Here is an 18,019-nt window from a genome sequence, read left to right on the forward strand (position 1 = left end):
AGTGATGTAATGAAAGTTCGTGCATCAGTTAAAAAGATTTGCCGCAACTGTAAAATCATCAAGCGCAACGGTGTTGTACGAGTGATTTGTGTTGAGCCAAAGCATAAGCAAAGGCAAGGCTGATCAGGCAGCTTATTTATTAAGCTAAATATTGCAATTTAGTCGTCAGGTAAGTATCCTATCGGGCTTTTTAGGCTGACGACAAGAACATAGAGGAGTACTGTTAGTGGCCCGTATTGCTGGCATTAACATTCCGGAACATAAGCACACCGTAGTAGCAATTACTTCTATTTACGGTATCGGACAAACGCGTGCTAAAAGCATTTGTGTCGAAGCTGGTGTTGCAGAGAACGCCAAGATCAAAGATCTTGACGAAGCACAATTAGACAAACTACGTGACGCAGTAGCCAAGTTCACCGTTGAAGGTGACCTGCGCCGTGAAGTTTCAATGAACATCAAACGTTTGATGGACCTAGGTTGTTTCCGTGGTATTCGCCACCGTCGCAGCTTGCCTCTTCGTGGTCAGCGCACTAAAACTAATGCGCGTACCCGTAAAGGTCCTCGCAAGCCAATTAAAAAGTAAGCGGGGGTTATAATGGCTAAAACACCTATTAAGCGTAAACGCGCTAAACGTCAGGTTGCTGATGGTATGGCTCATATCCATGCTTCTTTCAACAACACGATTGTGACTATTACTGATCGTCAGGGTAATGCTCTGTCTTGGGCAACTTCAGGTGGTTCAGGTTTCCGTGGTTCACGTAAATCAACCCCATTTGCTGCTCAGGTAGCCGCAGAACGCGCAGGCGTTGCTGCACAAGAGTATGGTTTGAAAAACCTTGAAGTATTCGTTAAAGGTCCAGGTCCAGGCCGTGAGTCTGCGATCCGTGCTTTGAACGCGACAGGTTATAAAATCACAAACATTACCGATGTGACGCCTATACCGCACAACGGTTGTCGTCCACCGAAAAAACGTCGAGTTTAATCGCCGGACAGTTGGAGAAAGATCATGGCAAGATATTTGGGTCCAAAACTCAAACTTAGCCGCCGCGAAGGAACAGATTTGTTCCTTAAAAGTGGCGTTCGGGCAATTGACTCGAAATGTAAAATTGATACCGCACCTGGTCAGCATGGCGCCCGTCGTGGCCGTTTGTCTGATTACGGTGTGCAATTGCGCGAAAAGCAAAAAGTACGTCGTATGTATGGCGTATTGGAAAAACAGTTCCGTAACTACTACAAAGAAGCCGCTCGTTTGAAAGGCAACACCGGTGAAAACCTGTTGCAACTTCTAGAGCAGCGTCTGGACAATGTTGTTTATCGTATGGGTTTCGCCAGCACTCGTGCTGAAGCGCGCCAATTGGTAAGTCACAAAGCCATCGTAGTCAATGACGGCGTTGTTAACGTACCTTCTTACAGCGTTTCTGCGGAAGACGTTGTGTCTGTACGCGAAAAATCTAAAAAACAGGCACGTATTGTGGCTGCTTTAGAATTGGCAGAGCAACGTGAGAAACCAACTTGGATTGAAGTGGACAGCACAAAAATGGAAGGCGTTTTCAAGCGTTTGCCAGAGCGTGAAGATTTGTCCGCTGAAATTAACGAACAGTTGATCGTCGAACTTTACTCTAAGTAAAGCTTAAAGAAGAGAGGAAACAATGTCAGGTTCTGTAACTGAATTCCTAAAACCAAGGTTAGTTGAAATAGAAAACGTCTCCCAGTCGCGTGCAAAGGTTACTTTAGAGCCTTTGGAGCGCGGCTTCGGGCACACACTTGGTAATGCGTTACGTCGTATACTTTTGTCATCTATGCCAGGATGTGCAGTGACTGAAGTAGAGATCGACGGTGTTTTACACGAGTACAGCACTAAAGAAGGTGTTCAGGAAGACGTTATCGAAATTCTGCTAAATCTGAAAGGTTTAGCTGTTCGCCTGGAAGGTAAAAACGAAGCGACTCTGACTTTGGTTAAATCCGGTTCAGGCGCGGTTGTGGCTGGAGATATCCAGCATGATGGTGATGTCGAGATCGTAAACCCTGATCATGTTATTTGTACTTTGACTGGCGATGCTGAAATCAGCATGCGCATCAAGGTAGAAATGGGTCGTGGTTATGTTCCAGCATCAATTCGTCGTTCCTCAGAAGAAGATGATCGTCCAATTGGTCGTTTACTTGTTGACGCTTCCTTTAGTCCGGTTGACCGTATTGCATACAATGTAGAATCTGCGCGTGTAGAACAGCGTACAGATTTGGACAAACTTATCATTGATATGGAAACTAACGGCACAATCGATCCGGAAGAAGCTATTCGTCGTGCGGCTACCATTCTGGCAGAGCAGCTAGATGCATTTGTTGAACTTCGTGATATTTCTGAACCAGTGGAAAAAGAAGAAAAACCGGAATTCGATCCGATTTTACTTCGCCCTGTTGATGATCTCGAACTCACAGTTCGCTCTGCTAACTGTCTGAAAGCCGAAGCTATCCAGTATATTGGTGACCTGGTACAACGTACCGAAGTTGAGCTGTTGAAAACGCCTAACTTGGGTAAAAAATCTCTTACCGAGATTAAAGACGTACTGGCTTCTCGCGGATTGTCTTTAGGGATGCGCCTGGAAAACTGGCCACCTGAAAGCATCGCTGAGAAAGACTAATCAGGTTTCACGTTAAACTGATTTAATAAGAAGGAAAGTACTATGCGCCATCGTCATAGTGGTCGACAGTTAAATCGCAACAGCAGCCATCGTCAAGCGATGTTTCGCAATATGGCTGGCTCTTTGGTAAAGCATGAAGTGATTAAAACCACTTTACCAAAAGCGAAAGAACTTCGTCGCGTGATTGAGCCTCTTATCACTCTTGCCAAGCAAGATAGTGTTGCAAATCGCCGTTTGGCTTTTGCTCGCACTCGTGATAAAGAAGTAGTTGGTAAATTGTTCAACGACCTTGGTCCACGTTATGTGGAACGCCCAGGTGGTTACATTCGTATTTTGAAATGTGGCTTCCGTACCGGTGATAAAGCACCCATGGCCTACGTTGAACTGGTTGATCGCCCGGTAACAGAAGAAACAGTGGAAGCTGTTGAAGAAGTTGCTGCAGATTAATCAATTAGAAATATAAAAAAACCGGGTTAAACCCGGTTTTTTTATATCTGAATTTATCTCAACAATATCTAATCGTGAATAACCTGAGCAATTTCTTCTGCAGATGCCCCACCTTCAGTTGCATAGCGTGTTAGTGCCTTATCGCTGATCCCCGCGTTGCGTGCCGTTTCGATAATTTTGATCACCTGACTACGTTGAGCAGAAGATTCTCGAACTGCTGTTGTCACCACTTCTTCAGCATCGTTTGGAAAAGCCACTAATAGTGCATCCACAATATATTCCCCAACAAAGGGAACGGCGCCTATTGCAGAGCTGATGATATCAACCAGTTTGCTCGGATGAGCTTTTGCAACGGTGCTAACGATGGCGTCAGCCGAATCAGGTTCGGTTACCACTGCAATTCTGACAATTTCGTTTAATTCTTCTGGTGTAGATTGAGCCGCTGCACTTACCACAAAGTCTACATAGCTGGGTTCAGCCTGGATCGCGGTTAATACAATATTGCCACAGCTGGCAATACCTTTGTCGATAGCAATCCTTACTACATCTTCAGTTAAAGCGGGCTGGGCAGCGATGGCCGCATGAATAATCTCTTTATATTTGGCGGGGTACAAGTCAAGAGCCGTGCCAACCACGACATCCACTTCTTGTGGATAATGACCCATAATACTTTTAATCGCGCGTCCTAACGACATATTTTGTTGAACTTGTTGCTCAATAAAATCTGCCGTTAACTGATTATCATTTTGAGGAGCGCCGGTTCCTTCTGCCGCAACACTTTGTACTGTATAAAACAGCAAAATCGATCCTAGCACTTTTTTCATTTACAGCCTCGTTCTTATAATAGTAATAGGGTGGAACTTATATACAGACAGTAACAAGCAAACTTAGTTCATTTGTACCAAAAAATATACATTTTAAATCGATTTTTTCATCATTTAGTTCAAAAGCTGCGCAAACGGCTAAAAAGGGTAAAAAAGAGGTTGACGGTAAGGGGATAGGATGTAGAATGCGCGCTCGCTTCAGGGGAGTCCGGACGGACGGCCATGAAGGGGGTCGGACAAGAAAAAAGGTTTAAAAAGTTTCTTGACACTGACCCTGGGATGCGTAGAATACGCCTCCCGCTTGAGAGGAGACTTTTAGGCACTGTTCTTTAACAATTTGCAACAAGACAATCTGTGTGGGCACTCGTTGATGAGTGTCTACCAAAATTCATAGATTTAAGTTTTTTAATTGAAGAGTTTGATCATGGCTCAGATTGAACGCTGGCGGCAGGCCTAACACATGCAAGTCGAACGGTAACATATCTAGCTTGCTAGATGATGACGAGTGGCGGACGGGTGAGTAAAGCTTAGGAACTTGCCTCCTGGTGGGGGATAACAGTTGGAAACGACTGCTAATACCGCATGACACCTGCGGGTCAAAGAGGGCGCTTGCGCTCTCGCCAGGAGATGGGCCTAAGCGAGATTAGCTTGTTGGTGAGGTAAAGGCTCACCAAGGCGACGATCTCTAGCTGGTCTGAGAGGATGATCAGCCACACTGGGACTGAGACACGGCCCAGACTCCTACGGGAGGCAGCAGTGGGGAATATTGGACAATGGGCGCAAGCCTGATCCAGCCATGCCGCGTGTGTGAAGAAGGCCTTCGGGTTGTAAAGCACTTTCAGTGGTGAGGAAGGGTAGCTGGTTAATACCCAGTTACATTGACGTTAGCCACAGAAGAAGGACCGGCTAACTCCGTGCCAGCAGCCGCGGTAATACGGAGGGTCCGAGCGTTAATCGGAATTACTGGGCGTAAAGCGCACGCAGGCGGTTTGTTAAGCTAGATGTGAAAGCCCCGGGCTCAACCTGGGAGGGTCATTTAGAACTGGCAGACTAGAGTCTTGGAGAGGGGAGTGGAATTCCAGGTGTAGCGGTGAAATGCGTAGAGATCTGGAGGAACATCAGTGGCGAAGGCGACTCCCTGGCCAAAGACTGACGCTCATGTGCGAAAGTGTGGGTAGCGAACAGGATTAGATACCCTGGTAGTCCACACCGTAAACGATGTCTACTAGTTGTGTGAGAATTTAATTCATGCGTAACGAAGCTAACGCGATAAGTAGACCGCCTGGGGAGTACGGCCGCAAGGTTAAAACTCAAATGAATTGACGGGGGCCCGCACAAGCGGTGGAGCATGTGGTTTAATTCGATGCAACGCGAAGAACCTTACCATCCCTTGACATCCAGAAAATTCAGCAGAGATGCAGAAGTGCCTTCGGGAATTCTGTGACAGGTGCTGCATGGCTGTCGTCAGCTCGTGTCGTGAGATGTTGGGTTAAGTCCCGCAACGAGCGCAACCCTTGTCCTTAGTTGCCAGCATTAAGTTGGGCACTTTAAGGAGACTGCCGGTGACAAACCGGAGGAAGGTGGGGACGACGTCAAGTCATCATGGCCCTTACGGGATGGGCTACACACGTGCTACAATGGCAAGTACAGAGGGAAGCGAGACCGCGAGGTGGAGCGGAACCCAGAAAGCAATAAGCTTGTCGTAGTCCGGATTGGAGTCTGCAACTCGACTCCATGAAGTCGGAATCGCTAGTAATCGCAGGTCAGAATACTGCGGTGAATACGTTCCCGGGCCTTGTACACACCGCCCGTCACACCATGGGAGTGGGATGCAAAAGAAGTAGTTAGTCTAACCTTCGGGAGGGCGATTACCACTTTGTGTTTCATGACTGGGGTGAAGTCGTAACAAGGTAACCCTAGGGGAACCTGGGGTTGGATCACCTCCTTACACAAAATTGGTCGTTATTTATTGATGCAGTGTCCACACAGATAGTCTTGTTGTGAAAGTAAAGAGCAACTAGTACGGATTGCGTTTTATGCAGTGCGTATGAATGGGTCTGTAGCTCAGCTGGTTAGAGCGCACCCCTGATAAGGGTGAGGTCGGTAGTTCAAGTCTACTCAGACCCACCAAAATTCGATTGATACTGCGTCAGAGAAACGCTCATGTGCTGCTTCGCACACATCGCCCTTCTCTTCCTTGTCTGAATCGAATTTGACATTGAGTGAGGTAACTCATTGGATGTGACCCTTATTAATGGGGCTATAGCTCAGCTGGGAGAGCGCCTGCCTTGCACGCAGGAGGTCAGCGGTTCGATCCCGCTTAGCTCCACCAACCTTTATAAGATAGAGAGTTGGAAAGGAAATACCTTAATGAATGGACATTTGGACGAGTGTTGATTGATTAAGGTTTTTTTAACGAAAAATCTTGAACCTGTTCTTTAACAATTTGGAAAGCTGATATTAGTAATCAAAACTGAGTGAGACTTTTAAGTAACTTACTCTATCTGATACTTGTAGTAGAAAAAGCTAGTGTAAAAACTGGTGTACTTGTCATGCATATAACGGTCATTGAATTGACACCGACGGTCGGACAAAAAGGCGACTGTGGCGAGTTATTTCAGATGCTTTAATACGTTACTTTAAAGCAGATGAAATAGCGAGAATTCGGGTTTTAGGCAAGCGAGTTCGACGAACGAACGAGGGCGTGTACGAACAGTACATAACCGAGTGAGAGAGGACGAAACGCGCAGCATAAAAGACGAAGGCGAAGCTATTTTGGGTTGTATGGTTAAGTGACTAAGCGTATACGGTGGATGCCTAGGCAGTTAGAGGCGATGAAGGACGTGTAAGTCTGCGAAAAGCTGTGGTGAGCTGACAAAACGCATTTTAGCCACAGATGTCCGAATGGGGAAACCCGGCCTGTTTACAGGTCATCACTATCTGAATACATAGGGTAGTGAGGCAAACGAGGGGAACTGAAACATCTAAGTACCCTTAGGAAGAGAAATCAATTGAGATCCCCTTAGTAGCGGCGAGCGAACGGGGGCCAGCCCTTAAGCTGATTGTAAGCGAGTGGAACAAGTTGGGAAGCTTGGCGATACCGGGTGATAGCCCCGTACACGAACGCGAACTTTGAGTGAAAACGAGTAGGACGGGACACGTGTTATCCTGTTTGAATATGGGGGGACCATCCTCCAAGGCTAAATACTCCTAACTGACCGATAGTGAACCAGTACCGTGAGGGAAAGGCGAAAAGAACCCCTGTGAGGGGAGTGAAATAGAACCTGAAACCGTATACGTACAAGCAGTGGGAGCACCTTCGTGGTGTGACTGCGTACCTTTTGTATAATGGGTCAGCGACTTATATTTTGTAGCGAGGTTAACCGCATAGGGGAGCCGTAGCGAAAGCGAGTGTTAACTGCGCGTCTAGTTGCAAGGTATAGACCCGAAACCCGGTGATCTAGCCATGGGCAGGTTGAAGGTGCGGTAACACGCACTGGAGGACCGAACCCACTAACGTTGAAAAGTTAGGGGATGACCTGTGGCTGGGGGTGAAAGGCCAATCAAACCGGGAGATAGCTGGTTCTCCCCGAAAGCTATTTAGGTAGCGCCTCGGACGAATACCACAGGGGGTAGAGCACTGTTTGGGCTAGGGGGTCATCCCGACTTACCAACCCCATGCAAACTCCGAATACCTGTGAGTACTATCCGGGAGACACACGGCGGGTGCTAACGTCCGTCGTGAAGAGGGAAACAACCCAGACCGCCAGCTAAGGTCCCCAAGTCTATGTTAAGTGGGAAACGAAGTGGGAAGGCTAAGACAGCTAGGAGGTTGGCTTAGAAGCAGCCACCCTTTAAAGAAAGCGTAATAGCTCACTAGTCGAGTCGGCCTGCGCGGAAGATGTAACGGGGCTAAACATAGCACCGAAGCTGCGGATACGTTTTAGGACGTATGGTAGGGGAGCGTTGTGTAAGTGGATGAAGGTGAATCGAGAGGTTTGCTGGACATATCACAAGTGCGAATGCTGACATGAGTAACGATAATGGGGGTGAAAAACCCCCACGCCGGAAGACCAAGGTTTCCTGTCCCATGCTAATCAGGGCAGGGTAAGTCGGCCCCTAAGGCGAGGCAGAAATGCGTAGTCGATGGGAAACGGGTTAATATTCCCGTACTTATATCATCAGCGATGGGGGGACGGAGAAGGCTATGCAAGCATGGCGTTGGTAGTCCATGTGAAAGTGAGTAGGCAGAGTGCTTAGGTAAATCCGGGTGCTTAATGCTGAGACACGAGACGAGTCACCAAGGTGACGAAGTTGCAGATGCCCTGCTTCCAGGAAAAGCCTCTAAGCTTATGATGATGTGAACCGTACCCCAAACCGACACAGGTGGTCAGGTAGAGAATACTAAGGCGCTTGAGAGAACTCGGGTGAAGGAACTCGGCAAAATCGTACCGTAACTTCGGGAGAAGGTACGCCTCCGTTCGTGAAGAACTTGCTTCGTAAGCGAATGGAGGCCGCAGTGAAAAGGTGGCTGGAACTGTTTATTAAAAACACAGCACTGTGCTAAATCGAAAGATGACGTATACGGTGTGACGCCTGCCCGGTGCCGGAAGGTTAATTGATGGGGTTAGCGCAAGCGAAGCTCTTGATCGAAGCCCCGGTAAACGGCGGCCGTAACTATAACGGTCCTAAGGTAGCGAAATTCCTTGTCGGGTAAGTTCCGACCTGCACGAATGGCGTAATCATGGCCACGCTGTCTCCACCCGAGACTCAGTGAAATTGAAATCGCAGTGAAGATGCTGTGTACCCGCGGCTAGACGGAAAGACCCCGTGAACCTTTACTATAGCTTGGCACTGAACATTGACCCTACATGTGTAGGATAGGTGGGAGACTTAGAAGCGTGAACGCCAGTTTGCGTGGAGTCAACCTTGAAATACCACCCTTGTATGTTTGATGTTCTAACTCGGGTCCCTAACCGGGATTGAGGACAGTGTCTGGTGGGTAGTTTGACTGGGGCGGTCTCCTCCCAAAGAGTAACGGAGGAGCACGAAGGTTGGCTAATCCTGGTCGGACATCAGGAGGTTAGTGCAATGGCATAAGCCAGCTTAACTGCGAGACAGACACGTCGAGCAGGTACGAAAGTAGGTCATAGTGATCCGGTGGTTCTGAATGGAAGGGCCATCGCTCAACGGATAAAAGGTACTCCGGGGATAACAGGCTGATACCGCCCAAGAGTTCATATCGACGGCGGTGTTTGGCACCTCGATGTCGGCTCATCACATCCTGGGGCTGAAGTCGGTCCCAAGGGTATGGCTGTTCGCCATTTAAAGTGGTACGCGAGCTGGGTTTAGAACGTCGTGAGACAGTTCGGTCCCTATCTGCCGTGGGCGCTGGATGATTGAGAGGGGCTGCTCCTAGTACGAGAGGACCGGAGTGGACGAACCGCTGGTGTTCGGGTTGTCATGCCAATGGCATTGCCCGGTAGCTACGTTCGGAATTGATAACCGCTGAAAGCATCTAAGCGGGAAGCGAGCCTCGAGATGAGTCATCCCTGACAGTTTAACTGTCCTGAAGGGTTGTTGAAGACTACGACGTAGATAGGCAGGGTGTGGAAGCGCAGTAATGCGTTAAGCTAACCTGTACTAATTGCCCGAGAGGCTTAACCATACAACGCCAAAGTGGCTTTAAAGCATTTGGGTTGTTGATGACAAGTACAAGAAACAGCTACGAGTGACGAGCAACGAGCTTCGAACGAGATAGAGTAAGACTTGAACCACCAGTTTGAGCACTAATATAAACAAACAGCTTTCTGAAATTGTTAACCGTCTTTGTCTGGCGGCCATAGCGATACGGCACCACCTGATCCCATTCCGAACTCAGCAGTGAAACGTATTAGCGGCGATGGTAGTGTGGGGTTTCCCCATGTGAGAGTAGCACACCGCCAGACTCCCAATTAAAGCAAGAGGCCTTCCCAAAAAACGGGAAGGCCTTTTTGCGTTAAGGGCACTGCGTGCCCACTTCCATAGCCAAACCCAACCCATCGAACTGTTTCTGGTTACCGGTTCTAACGGCAGGCTTCCATCTGTCATTCGTCCATGAAGCTGTTTCCAGGTCCGCCATCCGGGGCCTCCCGTAAATGGCTAGCCGAGCAGAGCTCGTCTCGAGACGCCATTTACCCCCATGTGAGAGTAGCACTCGACAACTGCTCCTGCGTTGTTCTACTACAGTCCATCCATGGACTAAATCACCAGACACCCAATCAATGCAAAAGGCCTTCTCATCAAGCAGCGTCATTAACCTATTGTGTTATTCAAATTTGAATCCTAAAAGACATGAAAAATGGTACACTCGCGATAATTATCGTTGATAAAAGCACCAGATATACGTGACATCATTAAAATCATTTCATACCTTTGGTTTTTCTGCCCATGCAAAAAAAATAACCCACTTGAATAGTGTTGCAGACATCAAAAGTGCGTTACCTCTGCATCGACCTTTTTATATCTTGGGGGGAGGAAGTAATAGTATTTTTGTGGATGATTTCGCTGGAGAGATTGTGAAAATTAATCTGCGTGGAATCGAATGCAATGAAACTCAAGAAGACTTTGGTATTAAAGTTAAAGCGGGTGAAAACTGGCATGAGTTTGTTGAATATTGTGTCAAGCGGGGAATGTATGGTCTGGAAAATTTAGCTTTAATTCCTGGTACAGTCGGAGCCGCTCCAATCCAGAATATAGGGGCTTATGGGCGTGAGGTAAGCGGTTTTATCCAGTCAGTTGACTATATTGAGTTGGCAACAGGGGAAGCGAAGAGTATTTTGCAGGCGGATTGTGGGTTTGGTTATCGCGATAGTATTTTTAAACACGAACTTAGTGACAAAGTGATTATTACCGCCGTTAACTTCGTTCTGCCAAAAAAGTGGGTTGTAGAACAATCCTATGGAGAATTGGCGAACCTGAGCAATCCAACAGCACAGGATATTTTCGATAAAGTTGTCAAAATTCGTCAGGCAAAACTGCCTGACCCGTCTCAATTAGGGAATGCGGGTAGTTTCTTTAAAAATCCGGTCATTGGTAAACCGCTACTTAAATCCATTCGTGAAAAATGGCCCGCTATTCCCTCCTATCCGGTTTCTGATGAACAATGCAAGGTCCCAGCAGCCTGGTTAATTGATCAACTAGGCTATAAAGGAAAAACACTTGGAGGAATACTTTGTCATCATAATCAGCCTTTGGTATTGGCTAATACGGGGATCGGCACCGGGCGAGAGTTACTCCAGTTTGCCAGGAAAATACGTGATGATGTTTTAGTTACTTTTTCTATTAAATTAGAAAATGAAGTGCGCTTGCTGACAACTAATGGATTAATTGACCTATGACAGTACAAGGCGAGCATAAGCGTAGCGAGATTTTAGCTATATTGGTTGACGGACAGTTTCATTCAGGTCAGACGTTAGGAGAATTATTAGGTATCTCCAGAGTTTCTGTTTCCAAACATATCAAAGTGCTCGGTGAATTGGGATTGGATATTTTTAGTATTGCAGGTAAAGGATATAAATTGTCTCAACCGGTAACGCTCCTTAGCCAACAGAAAATTCAGCAGTCTATTCAGTCTTGTGCTGTAGTTGAAGTACTCAGTGTGGTGGGATCGACAAATGACGTTATTAAATCAAAGACCTTCAAATTACAAAATGGCTTCACCTGTCTGGCTGAGGCACAAACAGCTGGAAGAGGAAGGCAAGGTAAACGTTGGATTTCTCCCTTCGGTGCCAGTTTGTATTTATCTATGTATTGGAACTTTCCGGCCGGTTACCATTCGGTTAATGGTCTTAGTCTGGTAGTAGGACTGGCAGTTGCAAATGGCTTGGAGCGATTTGGAGTCAGCCAGGCTAAATTAAAATGGCCTAACGACATTTATGTGAACGATCAAAAATTGGCCGGTATTCTGGTTGAATTGGAAGGGCAGGTAGGTTCGGATTGCCATGCGATTATTGGCGTCGGGTTAAATATTAATATCGTGGATAGCAAAGCGCAAATTGGTCAAGCCTGGACTGATATGAACAAAATAACCGGTAATACACCTGATAGGAATAAATTGTCAGCTGTTATTGTTGATGAGCTTGTCAGTGCTGTAGAAGAGTTCGAAAGAAAGGGGTTTGAATCTTTTATACAGCGTTGGTGCAATAAGGACTGGTTAATGAATCGACCCGCGAAATTACATTGTGGCAGCAGCATAATAAAGGGGATAGGCAAAGGAGTAGATCATCAAGGCGCTTTATTACTGGAAACTGCTCAAGGAATTCAACGTTTCTATGGGGGAGAAATTAGTGTCAGGGCGGAGTAGTGTGTTGTTTGTTGATATCGGTAACAGCCGGATAAAATGTTGCTATCAAGGAAATCTGAATGACGTTTTTATTCTGGAGGATGCTAAAAAGGTAACCGCTCTTCTTCAACAGGTGACACATTGTGTCGTTGCTGCAGTCGGCCAACAACAGCAACTAGACATACTATGTCAGATACTTGATGAGTTTCACATCACTAGCCAGCTTCTTACCACTACTAAAGAACAATTCGGGATTAAATGCGCCTATGAACAACCTGCTAAAATGGGTATTGACCGCTGGTTAGCTATTTTAGCCTGTCAGCAAGAGTATAAAGGGGGTTTTGCTGTGTTGGACCTTGGCACAGCAATGACCTGTGATTTTGTGGATAGTAATGGTCAACACCTTGGGGGTTGGATTGCGCCAGGCATGACAATCATGAAAAATGCATTGCAGCAGAGAACTGAAAAGGTTATGACTAATGCCCAGAATCAGCATCCTGTCTTACTGCAAATAGGACAAAATACTGCCGATTGTGTCGATTATGGCTGCTTGGCTGCCGTGCAGGGTTTTCTCCATTCTGCCAAACTGATTGTTAGCCGTTTTTCTCCGCAAGTTAAGATTTTTGTTGCGGGCGGGGATGCCAATTTACTTGAACAGCTTACAGATGAGCAGATTGAAATAATCGTAAATCCGGTATTAAAAGGGATTGATCGGGTAATTTCGGGTTAACTTCGCTCACAACTACGCCACCTTGCTGTGAAATTAAGCAAACAGTCAAAAAATCGTAATTTTTTGTTTTAATACTATTGCACAGCGTAAATTGTTCCTCTAGAATGCGCCCCTCTTGATGCAGTGCCGGCTTAGCTCAGTTGGTAGAGCAACTGACTTGTAATCAGTAGGTCGCCAGTTCGACTCCGGCAGCCGGCACCATCAAACTTGGAGGGGTTCCCGAGTGGCCAAAGGGATCAGACTGTAAATCTGACGGCTCCGCCTTCGGTGGTTCGAATCCACCTCCCTCCACCATATTAAGGTACGAGTCAATTTGACTCGTACTGTAAGAGGCTGGCAAATGCGGCACTTGCGTTTGTCAGCCTCTTGCGATTTTTCTTGGGATGAGATCGCCTCAAGAGAATAGGAACGCGGGCATCGTATAATGGCTATTACCTCAGCCTTCCAAGCTGATGATGCGGGTTCGATTCCCGCTGCCCGCTCCAAATAAAGTGCTGATATGGCTCAGTTGGTAGAGCGCACCCTTGGTAAGGGTGAGGTCGGCAGTTCGAATCTGCCTATCAGCACCATTTCTCTCTCTCTCATTCCTTACAATTAAGATCTATTTTTATTTTGATGAGGAATGACCCATGGCAAAAGCAAAGTTTGAACGTACAAAACCGCATGTCAACGTAGGCACAATCGGCCACGTAGACCACGGTAAAACGACCTTAACCGCAGCAATCACGACTGTATTGGCAAAAACTTACGGTGGTTCAGCTCAAGCGTTCGATCAAATCGACAACGCCCCGGAAGAGCGTGAGCGTGGTATCACCATCGCGACCTCACACGTAGAATATGACACACCAAGCCGTCACTACGCACACGTAGACTGCCCAGGACACGCGGATTATGTCAAAAACATGATCACCGGTGCAGCGCAAATGGACGGAGCGATTCTGGTAGTAGCAGCGACAGACGGCCCAATGCCACAAACTCGTGAGCACATCCTGTTAGGCCGCCAGGTAGGCGTACCTTACATGATCGTCTTCATGAACAAATGTGACATGGTAGACGACGAAGAATTGCTAGAACTGGTCGAAATGGAAGTACGTGAACTGTTAACCGAATACGAATTCCCGGGCGATGACTTACCTGTTATTCAAGGTTCCGCGTTAAAAGCGCTGGAAGGTGACGAAGAATGGGAAAAGAAAATCATCGAATTAGGTGAAGCCCTGGATACTTATATCCCAGAGCCAGAGCGTGATATCGACAAGCCGTTCCTGCTGCCAATCGAAGACGTATTCTCGATTTCAGGTCGTGGTACAGTTGTAACCGGTCGTGTAGAGCGTGGAATCGTAAACACAGGTGACGAAGTAGAAATCGTGGGTATCAAAGACACCACCAAATCAACCGTTACCGGAGTAGAAATGTTCCGTAAACTGCTTGACGAAGGTCGTGCAGGTGAGAACATCGGTGCCTTGTTACGTGGAACCAAGCGTGAAGACGTAGAGCGTGGTCAAGTATTATGTAAGCCAGGTTCAATCAAGCCACACACCAAGTTCGAAGCAGAAGTATACGTACTGAGCAAAGACGAAGGTGGCCGTCACACGCCATTCTTCAAAGGCTACCGTCCACAGTTCTACTTCCGTACTACTGACATCACTGGTGCAGTTGAATTGCCAGAAGGTGTAGAAATGGTTATGCCAGGCGACAACCTGAAATTCAAGGTTGAGCTGATTAACCCGATTGCGATGGACGAAGGATTACGCTTCGCTATCCGTGAAGGTGGCCGTACAGTAGGTGCAGGTGTTGTAGCTAAAATCATCGAGTAATATCGATAATTTAGCGATACATTATGTATCACGGGAAAGGCGCTCAGTGAGCGCCTTTTTTATTGCCTGTGATAAAGTCAAAAGCCCCGTCATCCCGGTAGTGTTTTGAGCCGGGAACCAGTCTTTTTATTGTTGGTAAGCGGCTAGCACTTTTTCTGCAAAGTCGACCATCTGCATCTCTTCAGGCTGGTTTCTGTTGGTTAAAATAATAATGCTGATTTGTTGTTCTGGAATGCGATAGAAAATATTTCGGAAGCTGGTACTACTGCCGGTATGAAAGATGACTTGTTGACCATCTGCTGATCTCTTTAAGTGCCAGCCATAGCCATAACGCGTTTGCGATCCGTTGTTGAGTTGTCCTGGAGTAAAGCTTGCTGCCAATATTCCTTTGGGTAAAATCTTGCCTGAATATAACGCCTGATCCCAAAGATAAAGGTCACGTACACTGGAATAAATTCCCCCATCGCCCAACACGGCACTAGTGGAACTTTGATCTTTTCTGACCCATTGGCCTTGTTCCATATCGTAACCAAAAGCACGTCCTGAAACCCGATTGATATTTTTAATATAGGCAAGAGTGTGATTCATACCCAAGGGGATAAAAATATGCTCTTCGAGAAACTCTGCAAACGGCTGTTGCGAGTATTTTTCAACAATTAAAGCCAACAATGCATAACCGGTGTTGCTATAACGAAATTGCGCTCCCGGCTCAAAATAGGTTTTTGTTTGTTGCTTGGTGATTGCTAATACTGCCTTATCGCGGATTTGGGTGGTTGTGTCCGGATCAATGTCCTCTACAAAATCTTCATAGTCCCATAAACCAGAAGTATGTTGCAGCAAATGGCGGATTGTGATCTTTTGGCCGTACGCAGGGAAACCGGTAAAAATTTTGTCCAATGTCCAATCAAGTTGCAGCTTGTCTTGTTGCTGCAATAACAAAATGGCAGTAGCGGTAAACTGCTTGGTTATAGAGGCGAGTCGAAAGTTGGTATCTGCAGAAACATAAACGGCCTGCTCCAGATTAGCCATACCATAGGCTCGCATATAGCTGATTTGTCCATGGTCTATAATAGCCAATGAAGCGCCGGGAAGCTTGCCGCCATAATTTTGAAATAGCCGGTCTATATTGTCATTTTGTTGACAATAGGCCGATGAGCAGGTGACAAGATAAATAACAAAAGCAACTATACAACGCATTGTAAAATTTCCTGGAGATTTTGATTCAACACTCATTAATGCCATTATTCTTTGTGTTTTTCCACTACCCAGTCAGCACGACTTCTTAACTTGTCCTTTTGCCTGATGGTGTTAAACGGATCATCTTCAGGTGTATCGTAAATAGGTACCTGTTGTGCGCTTATCTGGATTTTTTCGATATGCTTTTTCTGTTTACCTGAGTGAAAGCATACAGCTAGCCAGCCAGCAATAATGGCAAAGTAACAGACCCATTTAATAATAAAAGACAGTCCAAGATCTTTATCGCCGGGGAGATCCTGAGCATATTGGACATAATCGGAGTGTATCAGTGATACAACCACAAAGCCGATAATAGCGAACAGCGTCGCCAGCAATACTGGTTTATAATTACGCCACAGTAAATGTACTAGAGTGATTTTGACCAGGGGACGAAGCATAAATTCTATATCCACCAACCAAGGCCAAGTAAGGCGGCCAAAGCCAACAGGCCCTTTTCCTTATAGTTGTTTTTGATATTGTCTTCTTCTTCACGCACGATCACCTCAAGTTCTTCCTGACTGAAGTTTTCGGGTGTACGTCCGGCGATAAGGATACGGGTACGAGCTCTGCTAATGGCTTTCTCGCGAATGGAATTGCGTAATTTTTTGGGTAATTTCAATTTTCAATCTTTTGTTTAACACAACATGATAACCAATATACGTGATTTGTTGCTGACAACAAAACCGTGAATTGTATTAAAATTTGTCTTCTACTTGTAACCATTGATTCAGTGGGTATAATACGCCTCCCTCCATTTGAGTGAATCAGACTTCCCAACGCAACAGACTTCCTAAAATTAGTCTATGTGGGATTTGGGGAAATGGCTCGAAGTGGGCAAAGAATAGGGGTGTAGTTCCAATTGGTAGAACAGCGGTCTCCAAAACCGATGGTTGGGGGTTCGAGTCCCTCCACCCCTGCCATGTTTGGCAAGTATGGATTTATTAAAGGTTGTAGCATGAGTGTGAATACAGAAAGTGCGTCCACGCCGTTGGATTTATTAAAGTGGTTAATTGCCATTGGCTTGTTGGTTGCTGCCGTTGCTGGTAACCACATCTACCAGGATGTGTCCGTACTATACAGAGCATTAGGCGTTGTTGCTGCAGTGGTTGTTGCCCTGCTTTTTGCCGCCAGTACCGGCAAAGGTAGCCAGTTTTTGAATTTTGCCAAAGAATCACGCACTGAAGTACGTAAAGTGGTTTGGCCGACGCGTCAGGAAACCACTCAGACCACCTTAATTGTTATGGTTGCGGTTGTGGTGATGTCCTTGTTGCTCTGGGGACTGGACGGAATTATCGTCAGACTGGTTTCTTTCATTACCGGATTAGGAATTTAATATGTCGGACAAGAAAAGATGGTACGTGGTACAAGCTTTTTCCGGATATGAAGGACGCGTACAAAAAACGTTAATTGAATACATCAAAATGCATGAGATGGAAGACTACTTCGGCCAGATTCTGGTACCAACAGAAGAAGTGGTTGAAATGCGTGCCGGTCAGCAACGTAAAAGTGAACGTAAATTCTTCCCGGGCTATGTGCTGGTCGAAATGGCGATGAATGAAGATAGCTGGCATTTGGTAAAAAGTGTTCCTCGTGTATTGGGCTTTATTGGTGGTACTAGTGACCGTCCTGCACCTATCAGTCAAAAAGAAGCCGATGCTATTATGAATCGCCTGGCCGAAAACGTTGATAGTCCTAAACCTAAAACCTTGTTTGAACCAGGTGAAGTGGTGCGGGTTACCGACGGACCATTTGCTGACTTTAACGGTGTAGTTGAAGAAGTCGATTATGAAAAAAGCCGCGTCAAAGTATCCGTGCTTATTTTTGGTCGCTCTACTCCGGTTGATCTGGAATTTGGCCAGGTCGAAAAAGGTTAATAAAACAGCCAAAACTCCTGGCGAGTAGTAAATCTGCTTGTATAAATAAAAAAGTGGATTTTGTTGTTTGAAACTTGAACTGGGCGTGTGATTAAACTATAATCTGCGCCCTTTTTGTTGTGCGGGAAGCCG

16 protein-coding genes, 7 tRNA genes and 3 rRNA genes are annotated in these 18,019 nt (G+C 46.3%); 22 read left to right on the forward strand and 4 right to left on the reverse strand.

Annotation, left to right across the window (positions count from 1 at the left end):
• Positions 1 to 9: 9 nt before the first annotated feature.
• The 6 genes from rpmJ (at position 10) to rplQ (ending at position 3,086) form a co-directional block, all read left to right on the forward strand.
• Positions 10 to 123, forward strand: coding sequence for a 50S ribosomal protein L36 (rpmJ, locus tag V1467_RS01870; protein ID WP_075607266.1), 114 nt, complete (start codon positions 10 to 12; stop codon positions 121 to 123).
• A gap of 103 nt (positions 124 to 226) precedes the next feature.
• Entirely contained in the window at positions 227 to 583 is a 357-nt protein-coding gene (gene rpsM, locus V1467_RS01875; protein ID WP_416307115.1) for a 30S ribosomal protein S13, read from the forward strand.
• Positions 584 to 595: 12 nt separating this feature from the next.
• Complete coding sequence (gene rpsK / locus V1467_RS01880) at positions 596 to 982, forward strand: 30S ribosomal protein S11 (RefSeq protein WP_416307116.1); 387 nt, start codon at positions 596 to 598, stop codon at positions 980 to 982.
• A gap of 24 nt (positions 983 to 1,006) precedes the next feature.
• Complete coding sequence (gene rpsD / locus V1467_RS01885; RefSeq protein ID WP_416307117.1) at positions 1,007 to 1,627, forward strand: 30S ribosomal protein S4; 621 nt, start codon at positions 1,007 to 1,009, stop codon at positions 1,625 to 1,627.
• A gap of 22 nt (positions 1,628 to 1,649) precedes the next feature.
• The gene (locus V1467_RS01890; protein ID WP_416307118.1) at positions 1,650 to 2,639 is read left to right on the forward strand and encodes a DNA-directed RNA polymerase subunit alpha; all 990 of its coding nucleotides are present in this window, start codon (positions 1,650 to 1,652) and stop codon (positions 2,637 to 2,639) included.
• A 42-nt stretch (positions 2,640 to 2,681) separates the two neighbouring features.
• A complete protein-coding gene (rplQ, locus tag V1467_RS01895) occupies positions 2,682 to 3,086 on the forward strand; it encodes a 50S ribosomal protein L17 (protein WP_416307119.1) in 405 nt (134 codons plus the stop codon).
• 68 nt (positions 3,087 to 3,154) lie between these two features.
• On the opposite strand, the gene V1467_RS01900 is transcribed toward rplQ, so the two are convergent.
• The gene (locus V1467_RS01900) at positions 3,155 to 3,910 is read right to left on the reverse strand and encodes a hypothetical protein (RefSeq protein ID WP_416307120.1); all 756 of its coding nucleotides are present in this window, start codon (positions 3,908 to 3,910) and stop codon (positions 3,155 to 3,157) included.
• A 406-nt stretch (positions 3,911 to 4,316) separates the two neighbouring features.
• Between V1467_RS01900 and V1467_RS01905 the strand changes: the two genes are divergently transcribed.
• The 13 genes from V1467_RS01905 (at position 4,317) to tuf (ending at position 14,777) form a co-directional block, all read left to right on the forward strand.
• Positions 4,317 to 5,858 (forward strand): 16S ribosomal RNA (locus V1467_RS01905).
• A gap of 105 nt (positions 5,859 to 5,963) precedes the next feature.
• A tRNA-Ile gene (locus V1467_RS01910) sits at positions 5,964 to 6,040 on the forward strand.
• Positions 6,041 to 6,166: 126 nt separating this feature from the next.
• Positions 6,167 to 6,242 (forward strand) — tRNA-Ala (locus V1467_RS01915).
• A gap of 454 nt (positions 6,243 to 6,696) precedes the next feature.
• A 23S ribosomal RNA gene (locus tag V1467_RS01920) occupies positions 6,697 to 9,578 on the forward strand.
• 164 nt (positions 9,579 to 9,742) lie between these two features.
• A 5S ribosomal RNA gene (rrf, locus tag V1467_RS01925) occupies positions 9,743 to 9,858 on the forward strand.
• Together the 16S, 23S and 5S rRNA genes with 2 tRNA genes alongside form the textbook arrangement of a ribosomal RNA operon.
• A 438-nt stretch (positions 9,859 to 10,296) precedes the next feature.
• On the forward strand, positions 10,297 to 11,289 hold the full coding sequence (gene murB / locus V1467_RS01930) for a UDP-N-acetylmuramate dehydrogenase (RefSeq protein ID WP_416307121.1): 993 nt from the start codon (positions 10,297 to 10,299) through the stop codon (positions 11,287 to 11,289).
• Positions 11,286 to 12,254: a bifunctional biotin--[acetyl-CoA-carboxylase] ligase/biotin operon repressor BirA gene (birA, locus tag V1467_RS01935; protein WP_416307122.1), complete on the forward strand. Its 969-nt coding sequence runs from the start codon at positions 11,286 to 11,288 to the stop codon at positions 12,252 to 12,254. The genes murB and birA overlap by 4 nt, the downstream gene beginning before the upstream one ends.
• Entirely contained in the window at positions 12,238 to 12,963 is a 726-nt protein-coding gene (locus V1467_RS01940; RefSeq protein WP_416307123.1) for a type III pantothenate kinase, read from the forward strand. Before birA ends, V1467_RS01940 begins: the two co-directional genes overlap by 17 nt.
• Before the next feature lie 125 nt (positions 12,964 to 13,088).
• A tRNA-Thr gene (locus V1467_RS01945) sits at positions 13,089 to 13,164 on the forward strand.
• A gap of 8 nt (positions 13,165 to 13,172) precedes the next feature.
• Positions 13,173 to 13,257, forward strand: a tRNA-Tyr gene (locus V1467_RS01950).
• Between the two features lie 116 nt (positions 13,258 to 13,373).
• Positions 13,374 to 13,448 (forward strand) — tRNA-Gly (locus V1467_RS01955).
• Positions 13,449 to 13,456: 8 nt separating this feature from the next.
• Positions 13,457 to 13,532, forward strand: a tRNA-Thr gene (locus V1467_RS01960).
• 60 nt (positions 13,533 to 13,592) lie between these two features.
• Positions 13,593 to 14,777, forward strand: a complete 1,185-nt coding sequence (gene tuf, locus V1467_RS01965; protein WP_416307124.1) for an elongation factor Tu — start codon at positions 13,593 to 13,595, stop codon at positions 14,775 to 14,777.
• A 126-nt stretch (positions 14,778 to 14,903) separates the two neighbouring features.
• On the opposite strand, the gene V1467_RS01970 is transcribed toward tuf, so the two are convergent.
• The 3 genes from V1467_RS01970 to V1467_RS01980 are packed head-to-tail and all read right to left on the reverse strand — an operon-like array spanning position 14,904 to position 16,632.
• Complete coding sequence (locus tag V1467_RS01970; RefSeq protein WP_416307125.1) at positions 14,904 to 15,974, reverse strand: serine hydrolase domain-containing protein; 1,071 nt, start codon at positions 15,972 to 15,974, stop codon at positions 14,904 to 14,906.
• 44 nt (positions 15,975 to 16,018) lie between these two features.
• Positions 16,019 to 16,411 carry a hypothetical protein gene (locus tag V1467_RS01975; protein ID WP_416307126.1) on the reverse strand — a complete coding sequence of 131 codons (393 nt, stop codon included), beginning with the start codon at positions 16,409 to 16,411 and terminating at the stop codon, positions 16,019 to 16,021.
• A 5-nt stretch (positions 16,412 to 16,416) separates the two neighbouring features.
• The gene (locus tag V1467_RS01980) at positions 16,417 to 16,632 is read right to left on the reverse strand and encodes a hypothetical protein (RefSeq protein ID WP_416307127.1); all 216 of its coding nucleotides are present in this window, start codon (positions 16,630 to 16,632) and stop codon (positions 16,417 to 16,419) included.
• A 224-nt stretch (positions 16,633 to 16,856) separates the two neighbouring features.
• Between V1467_RS01980 and V1467_RS01985 the strand changes: the two genes are divergently transcribed.
• The 3 genes from V1467_RS01985 to nusG all read left to right on the forward strand — a co-directional run bounded on the left by V1467_RS01985 (position 16,857) and on the right by nusG (position 17,887).
• Positions 16,857 to 16,933, forward strand: a tRNA-Trp gene (locus tag V1467_RS01985).
• Between the two features lie 35 nt (positions 16,934 to 16,968).
• Positions 16,969 to 17,346 (forward strand): preprotein translocase subunit SecE, encoded by a 378-nt coding sequence (gene secE / locus V1467_RS01990; RefSeq protein ID WP_416307128.1) that lies wholly within the window; start codon positions 16,969 to 16,971, stop codon positions 17,344 to 17,346.
• A gap of 1 nt (position 17,347) precedes the next feature.
• Positions 17,348 to 17,887 (forward strand): transcription termination/antitermination protein NusG, encoded by a 540-nt coding sequence (gene nusG, locus V1467_RS01995; RefSeq protein WP_416307129.1) that lies wholly within the window; start codon positions 17,348 to 17,350, stop codon positions 17,885 to 17,887.
• Positions 17,888 to 18,019: the final 132 nt, after the last annotated feature.

Source organism: Neptunicella plasticusilytica (assembly GCF_047922965.1).
In the GTDB taxonomy this organism is placed as follows: Bacteria; Pseudomonadota; Gammaproteobacteria; order Enterobacterales; family Alteromonadaceae; genus Neptunicella; species Neptunicella plasticusilytica.

Coding starts and splice junctions, on each gene's coding strand:
- rpsD (WP_416307117.1), top strand. CDS start 1,007: ATGGCAAGATATTTGGGTCCAAAACTCAAACTTAGCCGCCGCGAAGGA.
- V1467_RS01900 (WP_416307120.1), bottom strand. CDS start 3,910: ATGAAAAAAGTGCTAGGATCGATTTTGCTGTTTTATACAGTACAAAGT.
- V1467_RS01970 (WP_416307125.1), bottom strand. CDS start 15,974: ATGCGTTGTATAGTTGCTTTTGTTATTTATCTTGTCACCTGCTCATCG.
- nusG (WP_416307129.1), top strand. CDS start 17,348: ATGTCGGACAAGAAAAGATGGTACGTGGTACAAGCTTTTTCCGGATAT.
- secE (WP_416307128.1), top strand. CDS start 16,969: ATGAGTGTGAATACAGAAAGTGCGTCCACGCCGTTGGATTTATTAAAG.
- V1467_RS01890 (WP_416307118.1), top strand. CDS start 1,650: ATGTCAGGTTCTGTAACTGAATTCCTAAAACCAAGGTTAGTTGAAATA.
- birA (WP_416307122.1), top strand. CDS start 11,286: ATGACAGTACAAGGCGAGCATAAGCGTAGCGAGATTTTAGCTATATTG.
- rpsK (WP_416307116.1), top strand. CDS start 596: ATGGCTAAAACACCTATTAAGCGTAAACGCGCTAAACGTCAGGTTGCT.
- rplQ (WP_416307119.1), top strand. CDS start 2,682: ATGCGCCATCGTCATAGTGGTCGACAGTTAAATCGCAACAGCAGCCAT.
- V1467_RS01975 (WP_416307126.1), bottom strand. CDS start 16,411: ATGCTTCGTCCCCTGGTCAAAATCACTCTAGTACATTTACTGTGGCGT.
- rpmJ (WP_075607266.1), top strand. CDS start 10: ATGAAAGTTCGTGCATCAGTTAAAAAGATTTGCCGCAACTGTAAAATC.
- tuf (WP_416307124.1), top strand. CDS start 13,593: ATGGCAAAAGCAAAGTTTGAACGTACAAAACCGCATGTCAACGTAGGC.